This is a genomic window from Brotomerdimonas butyrica (assembly GCF_025567305.1).
Taxonomy (GTDB): Bacteria; Bacillota; Clostridia; order Peptostreptococcales; family Anaerovoracaceae; genus Lentihominibacter; species Lentihominibacter butyricus.
Genome location: NZ_JAOQJP010000003.1, coordinates 120,430 through 142,243 on the forward strand (window position 1 = coordinate 120,430; position 21,814 = coordinate 142,243).

18 protein-coding genes and 1 pseudogene are annotated in these 21,814 nt (G+C 47.1%); 4 read left to right on the forward strand and 15 right to left on the reverse strand.

The features are described from left to right. Window positions 1-23 precede the first annotated feature (23 nt). The 9 genes from OCV59_RS03310 to OCV59_RS03350 all read right to left on the reverse strand — a co-directional run bounded on the left by OCV59_RS03310 (window position 24) and on the right by OCV59_RS03350 (window position 11,490). On the reverse strand, window positions 24-641 hold the full coding sequence (locus OCV59_RS03310; protein WP_147593092.1) for a TetR/AcrR family transcriptional regulator: 618 nt from the start codon (window positions 639-641) through the stop codon (window positions 24-26). Between the two features lie 79 nt (window positions 642-720). Then, window positions 721-1,587: a hypothetical protein gene (locus OCV59_RS03315; protein ID WP_147593093.1), complete on the reverse strand. Its 867-nt coding sequence runs from the start codon at window positions 1,585-1,587 to the stop codon at window positions 721-723. Between the two features lie 113 nt (window positions 1,588-1,700). Further along, complete coding sequence (locus OCV59_RS03320) at window positions 1,701-3,020, reverse strand: sensor histidine kinase (RefSeq protein ID WP_147593094.1); 1,320 nt, start codon at window positions 3,018-3,020, stop codon at window positions 1,701-1,703. Further along, a complete protein-coding gene (locus OCV59_RS03325) occupies window positions 3,017-3,670 on the reverse strand; it encodes a response regulator transcription factor (RefSeq protein ID WP_147593095.1) in 654 nt (217 codons plus the stop codon). The genes OCV59_RS03320 and OCV59_RS03325 overlap by 4 nt, the downstream gene beginning before the upstream one ends. Before the next feature lie 178 nt (window positions 3,671-3,848). After that, window positions 3,849-5,225, reverse strand: coding sequence for an ABC transporter permease (locus OCV59_RS03330; RefSeq protein ID WP_147593096.1), 1,377 nt, complete (start codon window positions 5,223-5,225; stop codon window positions 3,849-3,851). Between the two features lie 2 nt (window positions 5,226-5,227). Then, window positions 5,228-5,881 (reverse strand): ABC transporter ATP-binding protein, encoded by a 654-nt coding sequence (locus tag OCV59_RS03335; protein ID WP_147593097.1) that lies wholly within the window; start codon window positions 5,879-5,881, stop codon window positions 5,228-5,230. Window positions 5,882-5,890: 9 nt separating this feature from the next. After that, on the reverse strand, window positions 5,891-7,060 hold the full coding sequence (locus tag OCV59_RS03340; protein ID WP_449495049.1) for an ABC transporter permease: 1,170 nt from the start codon (window positions 7,058-7,060) through the stop codon (window positions 5,891-5,893). Between the two features lie 416 nt (window positions 7,061-7,476). Then, complete coding sequence (locus tag OCV59_RS03345; RefSeq protein WP_262584087.1) at window positions 7,477-9,243, reverse strand: ABC-F family ATP-binding cassette domain-containing protein; 1,767 nt, start codon at window positions 9,241-9,243, stop codon at window positions 7,477-7,479. A 3-nt stretch (window positions 9,244-9,246) separates the two neighbouring features. Then, entirely contained in the window at window positions 9,247-11,490 is a 2,244-nt protein-coding gene (locus OCV59_RS03350) for a U32 family peptidase (protein ID WP_147593099.1), read from the reverse strand. Window positions 11,491-11,819: 329 nt separating this feature from the next. Between OCV59_RS03350 and OCV59_RS03355 the strand changes: the two genes are divergently transcribed. Next, a complete protein-coding gene (locus OCV59_RS03355) occupies window positions 11,820-13,133 on the forward strand; it encodes an MATE family efflux transporter (protein ID WP_317239763.1) in 1,314 nt (437 codons plus the stop codon). A gap of 96 nt (window positions 13,134-13,229) precedes the next feature. Here OCV59_RS03355 and yedF read toward each other — a convergent pair whose 3' ends face one another. From yedF to yqeC, 6 genes and pseudogenes are all read right to left on the reverse strand, one after another. Next, window positions 13,230-13,925: a sulfurtransferase-like selenium metabolism protein YedF gene (gene yedF / locus OCV59_RS03360; protein WP_147593101.1), complete on the reverse strand. Its 696-nt coding sequence runs from the start codon at window positions 13,923-13,925 to the stop codon at window positions 13,230-13,232. Window position 13,926: 1 nt separating this feature from the next. Continuing rightward, complete coding sequence (locus tag OCV59_RS03365) at window positions 13,927-15,072, reverse strand: aminotransferase class V-fold PLP-dependent enzyme (RefSeq protein WP_147593102.1); 1,146 nt, start codon at window positions 15,070-15,072, stop codon at window positions 13,927-13,929. Next, complete coding sequence (locus tag OCV59_RS03370) at window positions 15,059-15,268, reverse strand: DUF3343 domain-containing protein (RefSeq protein WP_262584099.1); 210 nt, start codon at window positions 15,266-15,268, stop codon at window positions 15,059-15,061. Before OCV59_RS03370 ends, OCV59_RS03365 begins: the two co-directional genes overlap by 14 nt. Before the next feature lie 39 nt (window positions 15,269-15,307). Then, window positions 15,308-16,354: pseudogene (selD, locus tag OCV59_RS03375) on the reverse strand (selenide, water dikinase SelD); the annotation flags it as partial. Window positions 16,355-16,414: 60 nt separating this feature from the next. Continuing rightward, the gene (yqeB, locus tag OCV59_RS03380) at window positions 16,415-17,236 is read right to left on the reverse strand and encodes a selenium-dependent molybdenum cofactor biosynthesis protein YqeB (RefSeq protein WP_147593104.1); all 822 of its coding nucleotides are present in this window, start codon (window positions 17,234-17,236) and stop codon (window positions 16,415-16,417) included. A 122-nt stretch (window positions 17,237-17,358) separates the two neighbouring features. Continuing rightward, window positions 17,359-18,114 (reverse strand): selenium cofactor biosynthesis protein YqeC, encoded by a 756-nt coding sequence (gene yqeC, locus OCV59_RS03385; RefSeq protein ID WP_147593105.1) that lies wholly within the window; start codon window positions 18,112-18,114, stop codon window positions 17,359-17,361. A gap of 112 nt (window positions 18,115-18,226) precedes the next feature. Between yqeC and OCV59_RS03390 the strand changes: the two genes are divergently transcribed. The 3 genes from OCV59_RS03390 to OCV59_RS03400 are packed head-to-tail and all read left to right on the forward strand — an operon-like array spanning window position 18,227 to window position 21,813. Further along, window positions 18,227-19,009 carry an FAD binding domain-containing protein gene (locus tag OCV59_RS03390; protein ID WP_147593106.1) on the forward strand — a complete coding sequence of 261 codons (783 nt, stop codon included), beginning with the start codon at window positions 18,227-18,229 and terminating at the stop codon, window positions 19,007-19,009. Next, the gene (locus OCV59_RS03395; protein WP_147593107.1) at window positions 19,000-19,524 is read left to right on the forward strand and encodes a (2Fe-2S)-binding protein; all 525 of its coding nucleotides are present in this window, start codon (window positions 19,000-19,002) and stop codon (window positions 19,522-19,524) included. Before OCV59_RS03390 ends, OCV59_RS03395 begins: the two co-directional genes overlap by 10 nt. Continuing rightward, window positions 19,525-21,813: a xanthine dehydrogenase family protein molybdopterin-binding subunit gene (locus OCV59_RS03400; protein WP_262584088.1), complete on the forward strand. Its 2,289-nt coding sequence runs from the start codon at window positions 19,525-19,527 to the stop codon at window positions 21,811-21,813. Window position 21,814 lies beyond the last annotated feature (1 nt).

Consider the following 21,814-nt stretch of genomic DNA (forward strand, 5'->3'; position numbering starts at 1 on the left):
ACTCTCACCCTTAAAATTAAGGCTCAGATGAGCCTCAACAGACCGTTCCAGCCATGGTTAAAAAATACAGCAAGCTCGTTTACATATTCAACAGCCCGTTCTCTGTCCATATCATGTGCTACCGTTTCAAAAACTGCGGTGAAATAAGCACTGGTGATCATATGGTGCAGATCATGACTTATGTTTCCTTCCAGCTTGCCAAGCTGGCGGAGCTGTTCATAATAGACTTCCGTTTGAGAGACTTCCGATTCCACTAAATCATGAATATAGTTTGCATATCCGGTTCCTTCAGAGCAACAGACCACCAGCTTGAATGCATCAAAATTATCATAAATATAATTGATAAAATGATTCAGATAATCTGTAGACAGCTCTATGCTTTCAGTCGTTTTTTCTTCCGGGATCAAATCGAAATGTGCATCTTGCGCTGCCTTGAACTGATTCATAAGAGTATCAGCTGCTTCTGATACAAGCGCATCAAAGAGCGCGGCCTTATCCGGGAAATAGCGAAATACTGCACCTGTTGTCAATCCTGCGGTTTTTGCAATATTGCGAACTGATGCTTCACTGTATCCCTTTTTCAAAAATTCTGCTTTTGCCAGTTCCAGCAGATGTTGTTTTGTCGCTTCACCTTTTTGCAATATCTTCCTCCGTCTCTCAAAAAATAGCGCCGCTATTTTTTATTATACATAAGAATTTCAATTTTTCAAGATAGAATTATTATTTTTTATGAGTTTCCTGCAATCCTGCAATTGCTGCTGTGGTTTTGCTGCCACTTTTTTCAAAGTACTCCAGCAGTTCTCTTATTCGCCGGATCCGCTCTCTGTCACGAAACTCGCTCCAGTAGTACTTCTCTTTCTTGGCGTTTTCATTAAATTCTGTTTTAAAGAATTTCAGATCTTCCGCCAGTTTCTTTTTGATTTCCTGCAAAAGAAGATCATTTTCTGAAACCGGCATGCAGTAACGTACATTACAATTTTTGAACAGCTCCATTTCAAAGGCAGCGACAATCTTCTCTGCTGCGCTGCCTCGATCTTTTGTACTGTGCCTGCATGCCTCGATATAATCCCTCAGCAAATCATCCCGGTTCAACGACAGTATCCTTTCATGCACTGCCATATCGAGATCCATATAGTCTTCTTCACAAACGTCATCTGTATCCGGATGGTCTTCTATGACAAATTCAAGCCTGATGATATCATCCAGTATTTCAAATGCATCCTTATATTCTTCCAGCACGATCAAATCATGACATCCTTTTATTGCTGATACGATAACCGGCATGGCATTTTCAGGATCATAAAAAACGTACTCCCAGTCATCATGGAAATGGCCATAATCATCAAATTCAACATAATGAGTCTCATACTCAACGGTGATTTCACCATTCCTGACTTTTTCACATAACTCAGTGATTTCTTTGCGCTCGGGCATATCTATGACCTTTTTGCTGCCGCAAACGCTTTTATAAAAGTCCTCCTGCTTCCATTCCGGAAGTATCTTAGCCTGCGAAAGGATCCACTCATCTTTTTCATTTTCTTTCATCCGCATCAATTGTTCCTTGATTTTATCTAAAAACCTGTCCATAGATCGCTGCCCCCCTACTATACCGCCGCATCAGCATCAATACTGTCAATAACTTTCCGGATCCTGAACCACGCGCTTTGACGCTTGTGTCAGATTGTTATTTCAAACAGTATCTAAGAAGATAATTTTATTTTAAATACAAAACTATCTTTATTCTGTAAAGCTTTATATTCTATTTTATAGTTATTCAAAAGATTACTGACAATATATAACCCTAAGCCATTACTATTTTCCTTATTAAGGTCAAACTCAACCTCAAATAATTTATCTATATCCAGAATTTTATCATTTTTATATGAATTTTCAATATATAACCATCCTTTATCTGCTCCAATATTGATAACTCCGCGCACATCAGTATATTTTACCGCATTACTGATCAAATTAGATAAAACAATCTTTAAGGCGGTTTTACCTATATAAATCTCTTCATCTGATATATAATTGTTGATCCTTATATCTTTCTGGCTTGCTAATACTTCATACTTTTCTAATACATCTTCTAATATATAATTTATATTTAATAATTCTTCATCATTCTTCAGGTTTTCTATAGAATAAACTGATATGATCTGAGAGATATTTTTTGTTAAGCTGTCAACTATATCAATGCAGTCATTGATATAAAGGTCTCTGTCTTTATACTTGCCTATATTATATTTCATGTTCTCCAGTATTATTTTAAGACTGGCAAGAGGAGTTTTAAGTTCATGAGATGCCCCTTTGAAAAAATCATATTTTAACTTTTCCAGTTTTAAGATCTCTTTATTTTTAAATTCCAGATCATCAATTGTTCTTAATAAAGCATCATACAAATCATTGATCTGTTGTTTTAATTCTCCTATTTCATCCTTCGAATCATATTCTAAACGAGCATTCTTATCAAGCTCCATCATTTTGTCAGTAACATTTTTTATTTCATCTATGTTATTCTTTACTGATTTCGCGTATATTAAAGAAACAATAGCAGAAAACAAAATTGATACCGATAATGAATACGGTAAAAATTTAAAACTTAAATCTTTTGCATCTTTTTGCATATCAGCTGTAGAAACGAATTGCAGATCTATTTTTTTACCATCATCAAGTGTTATTTCTCTTTCTTCAATTATCAGAGAATTATTATCACTTTCCAAGTCAATATCCACATTATTTCTGATCTGTATTTCATTATTCCTGTTCCCGGCCTTTACAAATACTTTTATCTCACTGATTTCAGAATAAAAATCCAAAGTTTGTTCTATATATTCTAATCCTTTTCCATTCATATTGCCGGAAATTTCATTTGCCTTACCGGAAATCTCTTCTTTTCTAGTCTCCAGATATGTTTTAGGAAAAATCAAGAAAACCAATAAATGGATCAATATGATTATTACTAAAATAACAGAAAATATTTGTATAAACATTTTGGGAAATATCTTTAGATTTTTCATTTTCTCTCCAATTTATAGCCTACATTTCTAATAGTGATGATACAATCCAATTCTAATTTTTTTCTCAATTCCTTGATGTATACGTCTATTACACGATCATAGGGAACTTCTTCTGTTTCCTTCCAGACATTATCAATTATTTGCATTCTCGTTAATACTTGCCCTTCGTTATCCAGCAAACACTTTAGTATTTCCAGCTCTTTTGCATTTATATCTATATCCTCATCATTTATTTTTGCAGTATAACTGGTAAAATTAACATCTATATTTTTATATTCGAATTTCTCTATCTCTCCAAAGTTCTTTTTGATCAGAGAATCGATCCTTGCCTTTAACACTGGTAATGAAAAAGGCTTTTCTACATAACCATCTGCCAGATTAGTGAATGCTTCGATCTTAAATTCTTCATCACTAAACGCTGTCAGCATCAAAACCGGCACCTTGCTTTTCTTCCTGATTTCTTTTAACACATCTAATCCGTTTATGAATGGTATCTGAATATCTAAAATGATCAAATTTATATCATTATTAAATTTGGATATAGCTTCGCTGCCGTCTTTTGCTTCCATAACAATATAACCGAATTCCGATAAGTATTCACTTATTCCTTCTCTTAGCGTTTTATCATCTTCAACAACCAATATCTTCATAGCCAGTCTCCTTTTTTTGATTTATATGATTATATTATATATCACATATTCCTACTATGTTTTTTTACGATTTAATTTATATATTATTTGATTTTTCAGACAGTCAATCGGGCAGGGGCTGACATGCAGCCCCTCTCACCCATAAAAAACTATAGGTGCCAAATGGCACCGACAGTTTTTATTTATTATCAATCAATAAATCTTTTGGATTTTTCTTTAAAATACCTGCTGAGGAAATGATCAGAGATATTATAAGCACCAGACTCATGAATAAAATCACATACAGCATAGACTTTGGCAATATGCTGATATCCAGACTTGTCAAAGTTTTGTTGAATCCATCAACTTCTGCCCCTCCGCCAAGCTGGCTCGATGATGATTGTTTTGCTATCTGTTTAGTGATATCACCAGTTACCTTATTTAATATATTATTTCCAAGGTTAGCACCTGTAAACCTAGCTAAGAAATAAGCTCCTGTAAATGCCGGAATTGATATGAACATCAATTCCATTAAGAATTGCCCGAAAATTGCTAACTTGGAAACTCCTAATGATAATAAAACTGCTATCTCTTTTTTCCTGGCATTCATCCACAGAAACAGCAGTAACGAAACTACAGCACCTGCAAATATCAGAGAGCCGGCAAACAACTTATTCGCTATTGAATATATACCTGATATGGACTGCTGCAATGCAGGATAATTCGATGAACTTTTGATCAAATTATAATCTCTCCAATTTATATCCAGTTTTCCGAGATCTTTTATCACCTTATCTAAATTCTTATCGCCTTTTACAAAAAAAGTCGCATCCTGATATACTGCTGTATCTTCTGTATTCCCGTAAACTTTAGCAGCTGTGTCGATATCCGTTATCAGAGTATTTTCGTAAAGCTCTTGTGCTGCACTTACACCACCATTATTATGTCCATCAAAAAGACCTTTTATCTCCGCTTCGACCGTTTCATCTGCACCTTTCTCATTATCAGCATCAAATAAATTAGACTTTACTTTTATCTTATCTCCAACTTTCAAATTATTCTTTTCTGCCAAATCTTTATGCATCAGAACTTTGTTTTTATCCTGATTTTCCAAATGTTCGCCTTCAATCAATTTATAGGCTCCTGACACGAATTTTGTTTCTTTTGACGAGTCATTAACTCCCGTCAGCATGACAGTTCTCTTAAAGTTTTTTGCTCTCTCCGGTGATTGATATGCAAGCGTTTCCTGAGTTTCTATAATGTCATGATCAACCAGATCAGCTACGCTGTTTATCCTTTTAACATAAGACTGTATATTTTCAGTTTCGGATATTTTTTTAATATCCTGTCCTTTTACATTGCCTCCTCCCCTGGGTGTGCCTGGATTTACCTGCCTGTTTATTTCCATAGAAAAGCTATTTGTAATACTGCCGAAAGTTTCTTCTGAAGCCCTGTTTGTAGCATCTTTAATAGACAAACTGATCAGACTAAGAGTTGACATTGATAAAATAACTAATAATATTATGACTGATTTCAAACTTTTTCTAGTTACGTATGCAAAAGCATTTTTTATCATTACTACACCTCCGTATTGATTTTACTTACTTCTTTTAGTTTTTTACCACTCAGCTCTAAAATGACGTCTGCGGCATCTGCGACCTCTTTACTGTGTGTTACAACTATCACACATTTATTTCTCTCTTTAGCCAGCTTCTTTAATATCGCTATTATTTCTCCGGCAGTAGCACTATCCAGATTACCTGTAGGTTCGTCTGCTAATATTACAGGTGCTTCCGACACTAAAGCTCTTGCTATAGCAACTCTTTGCTGTTGACCACCTGATAATTTCATTACATTTCTTTTTATCTGTTTTTCATCAAGACCTAATTCGATCAAAATACTTTCTGATGATTTTTTATTTACTAATCTGACATTTTCAATTGGAGACAAATAGTCTATCAGATTGTAGTTTTGAAATACTAAAGATATATTATTTTTTCTATGGTTACTATATCCCTTTTTCTCTATATTTTCATTTTTAAATAAGACTTGACCGGTCTGAGGTTTGTCCAGTCCAGCTAATAAAGAAAGCAGAGTAGACTTTCCTGCGCCTGATTTGCCTATTATCGCATAAAATTTTCCAAGTTGAAATTTTTGATTTACTGATGATAAAATTTTCTCCCTTGAGTTGGTGTAACTATATGTTACATTTTTCATTTCTAATACATCCATTTTGATCTCCTAACTTATTTTTGATAATATTTCTTTTGGTTTCTTTACTAATATCATGGTGGAAGCGACGATCACTGACAAAATAATAATACTTATCAATATGAAATAGCTTTGTATCAAATTTTCCAAACACAATATCCAATCGTTTTTATTAAACAAACTATTGATAATGGCCGCTGAGTTATCAGAACTGATAAACCCGTCAACAATCTGACTTAATAATAAGTTGCCTAGAAATAAAGATGATATTATGGATGGAAGAGATATAAATATCAATTCCAGAATAAATTGAGTCACGATCTTTATCTTACTGATACCAATTGATAATAATACTCCTATTTCATAAATTCTCTCCCTTAACCATAGGATCAATATCAGTGAAAGAACGACTATTCCACTCAACATGACAGAACAAGTCATTATTTTTATAATATATTTTATACCCCTTACAGAATCTAATGTTTCTTCAAACGCAGTGGTGTCTTTTTCAATGGTATACTCCGACCAATCGATTTTAAGCCTTTTTATTTTATTCAATGCTGAATCTGTGGCTTCCGGACTGCTTGAAAACATCAGAATTTTGCTGGCAACTTCAGAACCTTCTGTCCTGCCCAATGCCTCTTGACTTGTCTCATAATCGACAAAGACCATGTTCTCACTGAAATCAGAAGATAATCCCGTATATTTTTCCTGCTTTTTCCCGGAGAAGATACCTACGACTTCAAATTTACATTCTTTTTTTTGCCCATTGTTATCAATTTCAATCAATTCAAGGCTGATTACATCATTTAACTTTAAATTATTTTCTTTTGCAAAATCTTCATGTATAAGAATTTTTCTTCTGTCATTTTCTTCAATATTCCTGCCTTTTTTAATGGTAAAGACTCCACTGTTAAATAACGTATTTTTTTCAGTCTTATTTGCAGCTTCCAGAGAAAGAACATTTTTAAATTCATCAGGCAAATCATCTCTCTCTATTTTTTGTTCTCCATCGACCACTTTAGCTTTTATGGGTTTTGCCAATCCATTATACTGAAAAACTTTTTCTTCAACTTCTTTTATTTTTTCTATATCCTTAAACTGGTGAATATCAAAATAACCGCCGTCTTTTTTTGTTATTGATAACGAAGAATTAGAAATCTTATATAAAGACTCTTCCAGGCTGTTGCTTGATTTCATTATGCTTAAACACGAGTACAGGCAGGAAAGAAGTATTGTTAAGATAACAAATATGATAAAAGTTCTGTTTTTTTTCCTTGTAATATATGCTATGGCATTTTTTATCACTTTTTTACCAAGTCCCTTTCTGTTTTTTCACAATTAATCTACTTATCCTCATCTATATCTGAATATTGAAATAGAGTTAAAAACCGAGTAATACTTTTTTCATAAAATTTCCCTCCTTTATTTCTTATGCAGCAGCAGTTTATTATCGCTTCAAAAGATATATTACGGACCCTTTATGAAACGTTTATGAAACGATATTGTGAAGTTTTGAAAAGCCGGTAAAATCTGAAAAAAAGGATGGCGCATTAACGATTTATGATCTTAAATCGTTAATGCGCCATCCTCCGACGTCATATCCGTCATATGATCTATTTCACCTGACTCAGCTCTTCCAGCTGTCCGCAGAGCTTGTCCACGGCTGTCAGATCGTTATTTTTAAAAGCCTCAGTGATAGCCGCTTCCAGCTCCTGCTTTCTTCTGTCGGTCTCCAGGTATGCCGAATCGAAATACCTGTCATAGACCATCTTTCGGAACTTTCTGGCTCGCATCCGCCTTACAGTATTATCCTCGACAAGCAGTATAAAGTCCGCGCATCCGGCCGCCAGATAGAAGTCATGCGTCACCATCAGCACAGCTCCCTTGTAGTCTGCGATCGCCTTTTCCAGCGCGGTCTGAGCGTAAAGATCCAGATGGCTCGTCGGCTCATCCAGTATCAGCAGCTGCGCGTCTGAAGCCGCCAGCAGAGCGATCTGCAGCAGGTTCTTTTCGCCGCCGGAAAGCTGTCCCGCTTTCTGATCCATGCATTCCTCAGACAGGCAGTATTTCGCAAGGCACCTTCGCACCTCGTCGCGCGTCATGAATCCCGCATCCTGCATGATCTCATACACAGTCTTTTCCTCTTCCAGACTTTCTTCCTGCAGCTGGGAAAGGCACGCATAACTGATATTTTCATCTATATGGATCGCCGGATCGTCATTTCGCAGTATGTCGCGCACCAGCGTCGTCTTTCCTGTTCCGTTGGCGCCGATCAGCGCCGCCTTTTCACCGGGCATCAGCTGGAAGTCAACGTGCTCCAGCAGGTCCTCGTCAAAGCTCACCTGATAATCCGTGACGCTCAGCACCGGCTCTGAGCCTTCGCCCTCAGGTCTGACCTCAGGCAGCACGATCTCCGGTTCGCGTATCTCTATGAACGGCGCCTTTATCTGCCGCGCCACGAGACGATCCAGCTGCGACTGCTTTGCATTGACCGACCGGCCGATGACCGGATTGACCTTTTCCGACGCACGCTTCCTCAGTATATCTACCATCTCCTGAGTGCGCGCGATCTCATCCTGCTCCTCGATATTCTGCAGCTTCAGTGCCAGCTTTTCCCTGAGGATCGAGCACCTGTACTCGGTATAAGTGCCGTCGAACTCCTGCAGATCACCGTTTTCCAGATGAAGTATCTTGTTGAAGCAGTGATTCAGCAGATATCTGTTATGCGTGATCACCAGCATCGTCCCTTTGTATTCGTTTATCAGCTGACACAGACCCGCCAGATTCCCGAAATCCAGGAACGCATCCGGCTCATCGAGGATCAGCAGATCAGGCGCCAGCAGCATTTCCCGCATTATCTGCAACAGCTTGTACTCCCCGCCGCTTATCTCGTGCAGCTTCGTATCCGCAAGCCCGCTCATGCCGGCCGCAGCCAGCTGCTTCGATATATTGCTTTCATAATTATCGCCGTCCATAGCCTCGTTCCGGTCGAGAAGCTGCTGATACTTTGCATACGAAGCCTCAAGATCCTCCGCCTGCGCCATCTCCTCGCAGACCGCCGCGATCTGTTCCTGCAGCTCCGTGAACCGCTCGCTCAGATACTCGAACACCGTTCGGTCACTCAGCTTGTCGCGTACGCTGAACTGACTGGCATACCCGATGCGGCAGTTTTCATCCACGATGATCTTTCCGTCATACAGATACTCCTCCGGATCGGTCAGGATCTCCACCAGCGTGGATTTTCCCGTGCCGTTGCTGCCGATCAGCGCGCAGTGCTGCCCCGCTTCCAGCGTGAACGAAACATCTTTATATAAATCTTTTGCGCGAAAACCAAAAGAAAGGTTTTCCACTCGAATCAAATTTTCTCTTTCCTTTTCCATAACCTATAAAATTTCCTTGTTGAAATGTCCTCTCGTGTCCGTCTTCTGCCTGAACACCGATTTTTCCAGCGACCCTGCAAGCTTTTTCTGCGCCGTGCCGATGATGCGCTTCACTTCGTCGGCAGACTCTATCGTAAAGTTCAGCCTGAACGCTTCCACACCATTCACCGACGTCATCTCATCCAGCAGATTCAGGATCTTGCCGTTCAGTATCGTAGTAGTGCAGTCATCATGCGACAGCACCGGGAACTCCCCGTACTCGTCCTTCAGCTCATAGCTGTTCTTTTTGCAAAGGCCGCACTGCCCCATTTTCTTCAGCGGACAGTATTTCGTAAAGAGCAGCGGTGCGCGTCCGTACACGATCATCTCAAGCGCCGGATATCCGCCGTTTGCATCCCTGTAAGCCTCCACCAGATTGCTGATCTGGTTCCTGTTCAGCTCGTACGACAGCGTGATGCGCTTAGCACCGAGCTCGTGAAGCTGCCTGCAGCTTTCAGCATTGACGACGTTGAGCGAGTAGTCCGTCACAAACGGATTAGTATCCCTGTAGCGATAGATCCCGCCGTATCCGCCGATCAGCAGCTCGCCGTCCTTCTCTTCATATGTGTTCTGATTTCTTCGTATAATATTGTCAAAATATATGTCTTTTATGCCGCACGATCTGCACGCCTCGTACTGTTCCATGGTCGTGACAGTCGCCGTCAGGTACGGCTCCCGATGCGGGAAGGTCAGGCCTTCTTCAGGCTCCACGGTCTTCGTACGGTTTTTCCATTTTCCGAGCTTCGCCTCGCAGAGAGCCAGGGCGATCTGCCGTCTGGCACTGTTCAGCAGCTTTGCCGGTATGAACGCATCGTATTCCTCGAATTCCACGCTGCCGAGTTCGAACACGGTATCGTTCAGCTTCGAAAGCTGTTTAACCACCTGTTCTTTCGTCGTCGGGCTTTTCACCGCTTCACTGATGATCTCTTCGCTCTCGTAAAGGTACTGCAGGCCGAACGCCTCTGCATCTATGACGAGGGCGGATCCGGGATACGCGTAGACCTTCATGTCCAGCGGAAAACGCCTGAATTCCCCGTCGAGTGAGCTTTCCAGCTCCTTGTAAAAATGATAGTCCTTCGTCTTGTAGACCACGTCACCCGGCCATAGCTTTTCCTTGATCCGGATATAGCACACTTTGTCAGCATGATTTATCAGCCTGCCGTCTCTGTCATACAGCTTCACGACTGACAGATTGACGTCTTCCCCGTCGTGGTCGATCCTGATGATGTCGTTCTGGTTCAGCACGCGGTCGAGCGCTATTTCGTACATGCCTCGGTAGACCCTCGTGATCCTGCCGATCTCATAGCCGAAATTGTTCGGTCTGCTGATATTGGTGATATCGCCGGGGTCTTCCCCGAACAGATAGCCCTTCGTGTACGTCCTGTTGAAAGTCTTGCGGAGATCTTCCCTGTCCTCCTCGCTGATGTCGCCGTCGAGTGCTTTCCTGTAGCGCGCCACGACGTTCGCAACATATGCCGGTTCTTTCATACGGCCTTCTATTTTCAGCGAATCGATCACCTTCAGGTCATCCGTATAGTCGATGGTATTCAGGTCTTTCGTCGATAAGATGTAATTCCTGCCGAGAGACGCTCCCGTCGTCATGTCGATGATCTCGTACTGCTTGCGGCACGAGCCCACGCATCTTCCGCGGTTGCCGCTGCGGTATCCGATCAGCCCGGACATGAGGCAGTTTCCGGAGTACGATACGCAAAGCGCGCCGTGCACGAAGATCTCAAGCGGTATTTTTGCCGCCTTTCGTATAGCTTTCGCCTTGTCGATATCGACTTCACGCGCCAGCACGACTCTGTCGGCGCCAAGCTCTTTGAAAAGCAGCGTCCCTTCCAGATCGTCTATCCCCATCTGCGTCGAACAGTGGACCTCCATGTCGGCAAAATGCTTCTCGGCATAGTCAAACACGGCCAGATCCTGCACGATGATCCCGTCCACACATATCTCATTGAGCTGCCGCAGCTGCTCCTGCATATCGCTGATCTCGTCTTCGAACACGATGGTATTCATCGTCACATATATTTTCACATCTCTCAGATGCGCATAGTCGACAGCTTCCTTCAGCGTGTCTGCCGAGAAGTTGTCCGAATATGCTCGCGCGCCGAATTTCTGCAGTCCCAGATAGATCGCATCGCAGCCGTTTGCTATCGCTGCTTTCAGTGCCTCCATATTGCCTGCCGGCGCCAGTAATTCCGTCATCTGTTTCTCCTGTCTCATGATCGTCTCATTTATTTCTTTTCTGCAAAATGCAGATACTCATACAGAATATAATTTACCACATATGCGGCAGGATTTCAAATCCGCGCTGGCGGCTGACATATGCTGACATCTTGACAGCCCTGATCTTTGCTGATAGAATCTAGCTACAAAACCGCTCTGCGGAGCGGTGTGGATTTTTCTGAAGGCAGCACGCTGTCTTTACTTTTCGCCACACGAAGACATTGAAGCTATCGATGTACTCGTGTGTTTTCTGTTTTTTGGCAGCAGACACACGGTAACAGAAAGGATTTTAAATGGATCAGGATTTTATGAAAGAAAAAAAAGTGCTACCGCTCGTACTTACGATGTCATATCCCATGGCGATCTCGATGGCGGTCAACGCACTGTATAATATAGTGGATTCTTTTTTCGTGGCGCAGCTGGATGTGAAAGCCATGACGGCTCTGTCACTGCTGTTTCCGGTACAGAACCTATCGCATTCCGCAGCTGTGGGCTTTGCGATAGGGATCAACGCCACTGTCGCATTTTATCTCGGTCAGGAGAAAAGCGAGCCTGCGGACCGGGCGGTCTCAAGCGGTACGCTGCTGAGTATCATACATGGATTCATACTTACAGCCATATGCATTTCAGTGATGCCCTGGTTCCTGTCGATGTTCACTGATGACGCTGCGATCACGAACTACGGGATCGAATATTCGCGGTATGTTTTCCTCTTTGCTCCGATGGACTGCATGTTCCTGACATGTGAAAAGATATTCCAGGCAACAGGGCGTATGAAGACCACGATGTTCTGCCTCGCGGCAGGCTGCATCACGAACATCATACTGGATCCGCTGATGATATTCGGGATCGGCCCATTCCCGCAGCTGGGGATCAGGGGTGCGGCCATTGCAACGGGCATCGGACAAAGCCTGCCTGTGCTGATATATATAGCGCTCTACGTGCTGAGACCGCTGCCTGTGAGATTCCGCCTGAAATACTGCCGTCCTGAGCTTTACATGATAAAACGGCTGTACTCCATAGGCAATGCGGCCACTCTCAATCTGGCGCTGCCGTCCGTTCAGATATCCGTACTCAATGCGATACTGTCATCGTTTTCGTCCGGATATGTGTTCGTGCTCGGAGTCTACTACAAGCTGCAGACGTTCCTGTATCTTTCTGCGAACGGCGTGGTCCAGGGTATCAGACCGCTGGTCGGATACAATTACGGCGCCGGCAGGAACGACCGGGTACGTGAGATCGTAAAAATAGCGACCATAACGGTCGCCTGTATAATGCTGGCCGGCACTGCCGTATGCCTTCTGATGCCCGGCCGCCTGATAGGTATATTCACAAGTGATGCGGAGATCGTCAGCATCGGAGCTTCAGCCATCAGGATCATCAGTGCCGGATTCATCATTTCATCGGCGCCAGTGATACTGTCCGGTGCTCTCGAAGGTCTTGGAAAGGGTACAGCGTCTCTGATGATATCACTGATACGGTACATCATCGTGATACTGCCTCTGGCTTTCCTGCTCAGCCGGGTGTTCGGCGCCTGCGGCGTATGGCACGCATTCTGGCTGACCGAGATCGTCGCAGCAGTCGTATCGTATTTCATATATCGAAGAGCATGCAGCATATGACGTACATGTAGCGCACAGACCGCGGTCACGATCTGCCTGCACATGTTCCGTTCTGTATACCCCGGATCACATGACGGCACGGATGATATATGCACATCACGGCCTGATGACCGTGACTGCCTTTTCCATGACCTCAACGATCTCATACATATTCGTCACGGAGCCGACACCCAGCTCATCCTTGAGGCCGTAGTAGTCGAGACATGTGCCGCACGTCATGATGCTGACACCTTCTGCCTCAAGCGCCTTCAGATCCTCGAAAGATTCTGAGCCTTTGCATGAAAGATACGCGCCGCGGTTGTAGCACAGCACTGTTTCCGGAAGCACATCCTGCTTCGTCAGTGCGAACACGAACGACTTCATCAGTGTTTTTCCGAGCGCGTCGTCGCCTGTCCCCATCATATCGGCGGACAGCACGACCACCATTCCGGATCTTATCACATCAGGCGCGCACCCTGCAGCTCCCGTAACTGTCGCTGATCTGGCGTTTTCATCGTTTCTGGCTGCGGATATGACGCCGCTCTTATCCTGCGCAGCAGTCCCTGAGATCTCCGGAGCGCTGTCTGCACCTGAAACATCGATCACTACACGGTACTCCTTTTCCGCTTCTTTCTCGCCGGAAGCCGTATACCCCTTCTGCGCTGCAAATTTCTGCAGGTTCTGGACCGCTATCTCGTTATCGACGCGGACGGTCAGTATACCCTCCTGCCCCATTTCTTCAGCCGCTTTTTTCGCATTTATCACCGGCAGCGGGCATGTGAGCCCTCTTGCGTCTATCGTTTTTGTCTTCATTCTACATCATCTCCTCTCCTGATATTTTTCTCAGCGCTCTGATCGCTTCATCCACCTCATCTTCACTGTTGAAATATGAAAAACTGAATCTCACGGCGCCCCGGGCCTCTGTTCCGAACGTCTCATGCATCAGCGGAGCACAGTGCGCGCCCGGTCTCGTGGCTATCCCGAAATCTCGGTATAATACATCGCTTATATACGATGAGTCCGTATCGCCTATATTCAGCGATACGACAGGGAGTCTTCTTTTCATGCAAAGGTCGCCGTATACCTTTATCTGCGGTATTTCTTTCAAGCCCTCACAGAATCTGCCGGCAAGCGATCTTGTTTTACGTGATATCTCATCGATGCCTGTTTCAAGGATCCAGTCCAGCGCTGCGTCGAGTCCTGCGATCCCGTGGGAATTCAGCGTGCCCGCTTCAAGCGAGGTCGGCATTTCCGCCGGATGAGTCCTGCTGAAGCTCTGCACTCCGCTCCCTCCCGTCTTTAGAGGTCTCAGCTCTACGCCTTCCCTTACGTAAATACCGCCCGTCCCCTGCGGTCCGAACAGTCCCTTGTGCCCGGTGAAACACAGAACGTCTATCGACGATTTCCGGACATCTATCATGCATTCTCCGGCCGCCTGTGAGGCATCGGCAATAAGCGATATATCATATTGCGACGTTATCGCGCCGATCCTTTCCATATCAGGGATATTCCCGGTCACATTCGACCCGTGAGTGCATATCACTGCTTTCGTGTTCGCCCTTATATTCCTCTCTATATCCTGAGGATCGACTCTGCCGAGATCGTCGCACGACACCACCGTGAGCTCCGCTCCTGCCGCCTGCATTTCATATGACGGTCTCAGCACGGAATTGTGCTCCGCGGCTGTGGTTATCAGATGATCTCCCGGCCCGGCTATACCTTTTATAGCGATATTCAGACTCTCCGTACCTCCCGACGTGAACGCTATGCGTGTCGGATCCTCCGCGTTGAAAAGCCTGCACAGCTTTTCTCTGACGCCGTATATCATTCTGGCCGCATCAAGTGAGACTCCGTGGGCTCCTCTTCCGGCATTGCCGAGCGATACGACAGCCTCTGCGACAGCCTCTGCCACTCCGGGCGGCTTGCACAGCGTAGTCGCCGCATTGTCAAAATATATCATGCCTTATCTCCTGCCAGACTATCTTCTTTCTTTCCATCAGCCCCCTGACCGTGCTTTCATCCCCGGGGGCTGCACACCATGCCAAACCGCAGCCAGCTGATATGAATCCCGGAACAGGGATAAGCCTCCCTGGAGACCCTTCTTCCCTGCAGGCCTTTTCCATAGCCATAGCCATCGCCGTCGTCGCAAACGTCACGATCAGGCTTTCCTGCTTTTCTATAAGTACACTCTTCCTTACTGTTATCTCATGCTCGCCTTTCTCCGTGACTCTGCCGATCACTGAAGCCGAAAGTCCGGCATTCCTCATCTCGGCAGCCATCGCTTCCGCTTCGGCCGGATCCAGAGCCAGCAGCAGTCCTCCCGACGTCTGAGGGTCGAACAGCACTTCCTCCATTCCGAACGGTATGCCGTCAAATGCGACAGCCGTCCCGACATGATTTCTGTTCCTCTGCCCTGCCGCCGTGATATAAAACTCATCTGCATACTGCAGTGCGCTTTCCATTACCGGCACCCTTTCCGCATCTATGATGCACGAAAGCCTGCCGCCCATCATCTCGTGGAGATGCCCCAGCAGTCCGAAGCCTGTCACATCGGTGCATGCGTTTACTGCAAAGCTGCGTGATATCTCTGCGGCTTTACGGTTGAGAGTAGTCATCGAGTCGATGGCTTCCTGCATCGCAGATCCTGATGCCTGACCGATGCGTCCTGCCGTGCAGATCATACCCGTTCCCAGCTTCTTCGTCAGCACCAGCGCATCGCCGGCCGCTGCCGTGTCATTTCTGTATATGTGATCCGGATGGACCATACCTGTCACTGAAAGCCCGTACTTGACGTCGCTATCATTTATCGAATGACCTCCGGCCAGCATGCCGCCTGCTTCCGCCACTTTCTCAGCTCCGCCCTGCATTATGCGTCCGAGCACGTTCAGATCCATGTCTTCCGGAAAGCACACTATGTTCAGAGCAGTCACCACGCGTCCGCCCATCGCGAATACATCGCTGAGCGCATTTGCCGCCGCGATCTGCCCGAACGTATACGGGTCCTCCACCATCGGCGGGAAAAAATCCAGCGTGTGGATCATAGCGGTATCGGGTGATATCCTGTATACTGCGGCATCATCACTGCTGTCGTATCCGACTATCAGGCTCTCATCTGCATTGCGCTTCGGTATCATCCCAAGCACTCTGCTGAGCGCTCCGGCTCCAAGCTTCGCCGTACATCCGCCACCTTTGCAGAATTCTATATCGCATTTTCCGTATCTATCGTCTTTCGCATCATTCATATGATGATTTCCTTTCATCTGCCGGTCTGTTCATATGCCGGTCCGCTGCATGCATACGTATCATATGCCGCGATCTCTGCCGCGCATGTGCCTGCACACGAGTTCCAGCACGCTTCCTGATATGCACCGCGCTTTGTCCGAGATCGTGAAGCAGTTTTTGTAAGAGTCCTCTCTCGGGTCTATGTCTGCGACCTTTAGCCCCGGCTTCACTTCGTATCCGTCATGTATGATCCCTCTGATCACTCCGGTGATCGAGGCATTGAGAGCTTTCTCTCCTTCCGCCGTCTCTATTACCGCGATCACATCGCCCGCAGCCACATGGTCTCCGATCTTGTGTACCGATCTGAGGATCCCTTCGTGCTCCGCGTGCATCACGCGTTCCTTCGTATAACCGCCGATATTTCCCGGGACGCCCGTATCCGGCAGTGCGCTTCCCTCCGAGATCATCCTGCCGAGGTCGTGGCCTCTCATCGTCTCTATCACGTAGTCAGCATCCACTCCCGCTGTGAATCCTGGTCCGAGCGCGATCGTGAGCGGCGCCATATCTATCGTCGTCCCTGTGTTTCGCTTTGCGATGATGCCGTCGACTACGATCTCCGGTTCCATGATCCTGATGTACCTGCCACCCGGGTCTTTCACCACGGGCACATCTCCATATTCTATTATTTTCTCTGCTTCTGCGGCATCCGCAGCCAGTCTCGCCGTCATTCCCTCGACAGTCTGACTTCCCCTGTACACCGCTTCACTTGCCGCCACATGTCTGCGTATCGACGAAGGTTTATCTGTCTCCAGCGCCATCACTATGAAGCCCGCGCTCCACAGCCGGTGTATCACCGCCGTCGCCAGATCACCTCCGCCTCGAACTATTATCAGATCATCCATCCCGATTATTCCTTTCAGTACTCTGCCGGTCGACGACCGACATCAAGGTCACACCCTTGTGGTGTTTCATATATTTATCATCAAAGACTGACCTCAGGTCACACTCCTGCACCGCTCCGTACTTATGGCCTGAGCCACTCGCCGCCGGGCTTCATGCACGTCAGCACCGCACGCACACCGCGCGCTTCCGTCATCCTGCACAAGGTCCTGCCTGTCTCGAGCCTTTCCTCATCATCACATTTATTATACACGGCAAAGAACCTGCGACCGTCTGCATCCTTCCTCATGCAGTCCGCGCGGGTCATCAGATCAGCCATATCATCACACGTCAGCAGATGATCCTGCCCGCAGCCCAGCCTGCTGCACACTATCTCTGTCCTGAAACATACCTCCGAGACCGGTCTTCCTGCAGCATCGAGCCCCATCACGCCGACCACCACGTCACATTCCGGCAGTATCACAGGCTCATACGGAGCCGGCGCCTTGCACGGCCTCGTCCCTGCACCGTCAGCCTCGATCAGCACGACATCCGCCGAAGCCGTCAGGATATCGACGAGCTCCTTTTCCATAGATCTAAGTTTTATCCCATCAGCCGCTTCACCGCAGACCGCATACTTTCCCTCGTCCCACAGCTTTTCCCACTGCTCCGGTGCATTGCAGAACACCTCGGTCCGGCGTATCCTCGTAGTCGTCATCACTGCAGTTTTCAGTCCTCTGCGGCTGTACACCTCCGCCAGATAAAACATCGTGCTCGTCTTTCCGCCTCCTCCGACAAAAGATATCATCTTCCCCGGAGGCATCCCGTCAGCCGTGCCGAAAAAATCCTCCGGACCTCCGCACAGCCATCTTCCGTTTTCATTCCAGTAAGCCTTTGCCATTTTACGCCTCTCTTTCAACAATCATATTCTAATATAAAAGAGCGCTTTCTTCAATAAACTCTCTCGACTTATGCTATAATATATCCTGAAAAAGAATGCTCGGAGGTATATCGTGTTAAAAATCAGAGAATATGCAAGACCCCAGACTCTCGATGAAGCCTACAGGCTCTGCACCGGTAAGAAAAATGCAGTCCTGGGCGGCATGCTGTGGCTGAAAATGCAGGACAGAACAGTGAATACGGTCATAGACCTTCAGGATCTGGGGCTCGATAAGATAGAAAAAACAGAGAGCGGCTGGCGAATCGGCGCAATGGTGACGCTGCGCGATCTGGAACTCAGCGCGGAGCTCGATGATCTGACCGGCGGAGCCGTGAAGGAAAGCGTCCGCCATATCGTCGGAGTCCAGTTCAGGAATCTCGCAACGGTCGGCGGCAGCCTCTGGGGGCGATACGGTTTCTCAGACGTGCTGACGCTGTTCATGGCTCTCGATGCGAAAGCAGAGCTTTACAGCCGCGGCATCGTGGACATCGAAACCTTCGCTGAAATGCCGACATCGGAGAAAGACCTGCTGCTCAGCGTCACGATACCTTACAACTGCGGCAGCTGCGCATACCTTTCCCAGCGAAACATATCGACTGATTTCCCTGTGCTCACATGTGCCGTATGCAAAGATCCTGCAGACGGCTCTCTGCGCTGCGCTGTAGGAGCACGTCCGGGCAGAGCCGTACTGCTTCGCGGTCTGCCGGCTGACGCCGACGAGGCAGCAGGATACGCAGCCGGAAAGATTTCGTTTGGCGGCAATATCAGGGGCAGTGAGGAATACCGCAGACAGATCTGCAGGGTATTAGTGCGCCGCGCCATCAGACAGCTCGAGGAGGTACAGCCGTGCAGATAACAATGACACTTAACGGAAAGAAAATAAAAGACAACATCGATGCGGACATGCTCCTGATCGATTTTCTCAGAGATCACAGATGCTTCAGCGTGAAACGCGGATGCGAGACCTCGAACTGCGGCCTTTGCACAGTATTCATGGACGAAAAGCCCGTGCTTTCCTGCTCTGTACTGGCAGTGCGCGCAGACGGACACGATATCAGAACGCTCGAAGGGCTTCAGGACGAGGCCGCCGGGTTCATCGGCTTCATCGCCGACCAGGGCGCCGATCAGTGCGGCTTCTGCAATCCAGGGTTCGTGATGAACACGATCGCGCTCCTTCGCGAGATCCCCGACCCGACTGACGATGAAATACGCGCTTTCCTCGCAGGCAACCTCTGCCGCTGCTCAGGCTATGAGGGACAGCTCCGGGGAATACGCGCATATCTGGACGCACGCAGCAGCGCCTCGCGACCGGACGATGGTACCTCCGTAAAACCAGAAAAATCATGGGAATACGGAAAGGAGGACGTTTAAATGAATGACAGCGGATTCAAGACGGTAGGCAAGGGCATCAGAAAAAAGGATGCCATGCAGCTGCTCACAGGCAAACCCGTATATCTCGATGACATCGTGCCGCGCGACTACCTCACGGTCAAGATCCTGAGGAGCCCGCACGCCCACGCCATCATAGAAGAAATAAACACCGACAACGCGATGAATGTTCCCGGTATCGAATGCATCTTCACATACAAGGACGTCCCTCAGACCAGATACACGCAGGCAGGCCAGACATTTCCCGAGCCGTCACCCTACGACAGGCTTATACTCGACAGACGCGTGCGCTTCGTCGGTGATGCGGTCGCTATAATCGCAGGAGAAAACGAGGCCTGCTGTGAACGCGCGATGAAACTGATAAAAGTAAAATACGACGTGCTCGAACCGATCCTCGACCCGCTCAAGGCAAAAGGCAACAGGATCCTCGTGCACCCCGAAGACAACTGGATCGCTCCATGCCCCGTCGGCGCAGACAACACCATGAACCTCTGCGCTTCAGAAACCACCTCCGACGGAGACGTTGACAGCGTCTTCGCAGACTGCGACCACGTGATAGAAAGGACATACCACACCAAAGCCTGCAATCAGGCGATGATGGAGACTTTCAGGACATACACGAGGATGGATCATTTCGGCAGGCTCCACGTGACAGCCTCGACTCAGATAATCTTCCACCTGCGCAGGATACTTTCTCATGCCCTCGGCATACCGAAAAACAGGATCAGAGTCGAAAAGCCGCGTATCGGCGGCGGTTTCGGCGCCAAGCAGTCGGCAGTGTCCGAGGTGTACCCTGCGTTCGTCACATATATGACGGGCAAACCGGCCATGATCGTCTACACGCGCAAAGAGTCGCAGATCGCGGCAAGCCCGCGTCACGAGATGTATGTCCGAGTCAGGCTCGGTGCGAACAGCGACGGAAAGATCCGCGCGATGGACGTTTACACGCTCTCAAATACGGGAGCATACAGCGAGCACGGTCCTACGACAGTCGGCCTCAGCGGACACAAGTCGATACCACTTTACACGGGTTCACTCGAAGCGTTCCGCTTTGCATACGACGTCGTTTATACAAACGTGCAGGCGGCCGGCGCCTACAGAGGTTACGGTGCGACCCAGGGCATATTCGCCGTCGAATCGGCGGTGAGCGAACTTGCAGACATTCTCGGGATAGATGCTGTAAAGATGCGCGAGATGAACATGCTGCGCGAAGGCATGGTCATGCCTGCATATTACGGAGAGAAAACCAACTCGTGCGCGCTCGACAGATGCATGGAAAGATGCAGTGAGCTTTTTGACTGGGATGCAAAGTCGCAGGTGCGCACTATGCCGGACGGCAAGATCAGAACGGCAGGAGTAGCGATGGCTATGCAGGGCAGCTCCATATCCAATGTTGATGTCGGCTCCGCGACAGTGACTCTCGGTGACGACGGATGCTACACGCTAGCCATAGGCGCCGCGGACATGGGCACAGGCTGCGATACGATCCTGTCCCAGATGGTAGCGGAATGCATGGACTGCGATATCGACGATGTCTTCGTTGCGCCAGTCGATACCGACTCCTCGCCTTATGACTCCGGATCATATGCATCATCAACTACATACGTTACAGGAAAAGCCGTGATGCTGGCATGCGACAAGCTAAAAAACCAGCTCTGCGAGATAGCAGGCGAGATGCTCTCATGCCCGCCTGACGAGATCGAGTTCTGCGGCAGCACTCTGAAATGTCTTTCTGACGGCAGCACTGCAACGTTGCGGGATCTGTCGTATAAAGCGCAGTGCAACAACGAAATCGCGGTCAGAGCCACGGCAACACATTCGAGCCCCGTATCACCTCCGCCTTTCATGGTGGGGATGGTAGAGATCGAGCTCGATCCCGAAACAGGCAGTGTCGAGATACTCGACTACACATCAGTCGTCGACTGCGGCACTCCGATAAATCCCAACCTTGCGCGGATCCAGACCGAAGGCGGCCTCGTCCAGGGCATAGGGATGGCGCTCTATGAAGACGTCACGTACGATGACACCGGCCGTATCATCGAGGATTCGTTCATGCAGTACAAGCTGCCTACAAGACTCGATATGGGAAAGCTCCGGGTGGAATTCGAAAGCAGCTATGAACCTACCGGTCCGTTCGGCGCCAAGAGCATCGGCGAGATAGTCATCAACACCCCATCGCCTGCGATCGCCCACGCGATATACCGTGCGACCGGAGTATGGCACCGCACACTGCCTATCACGCCTGAAAAGATCCTGTTCGGAAAGCAGTGAT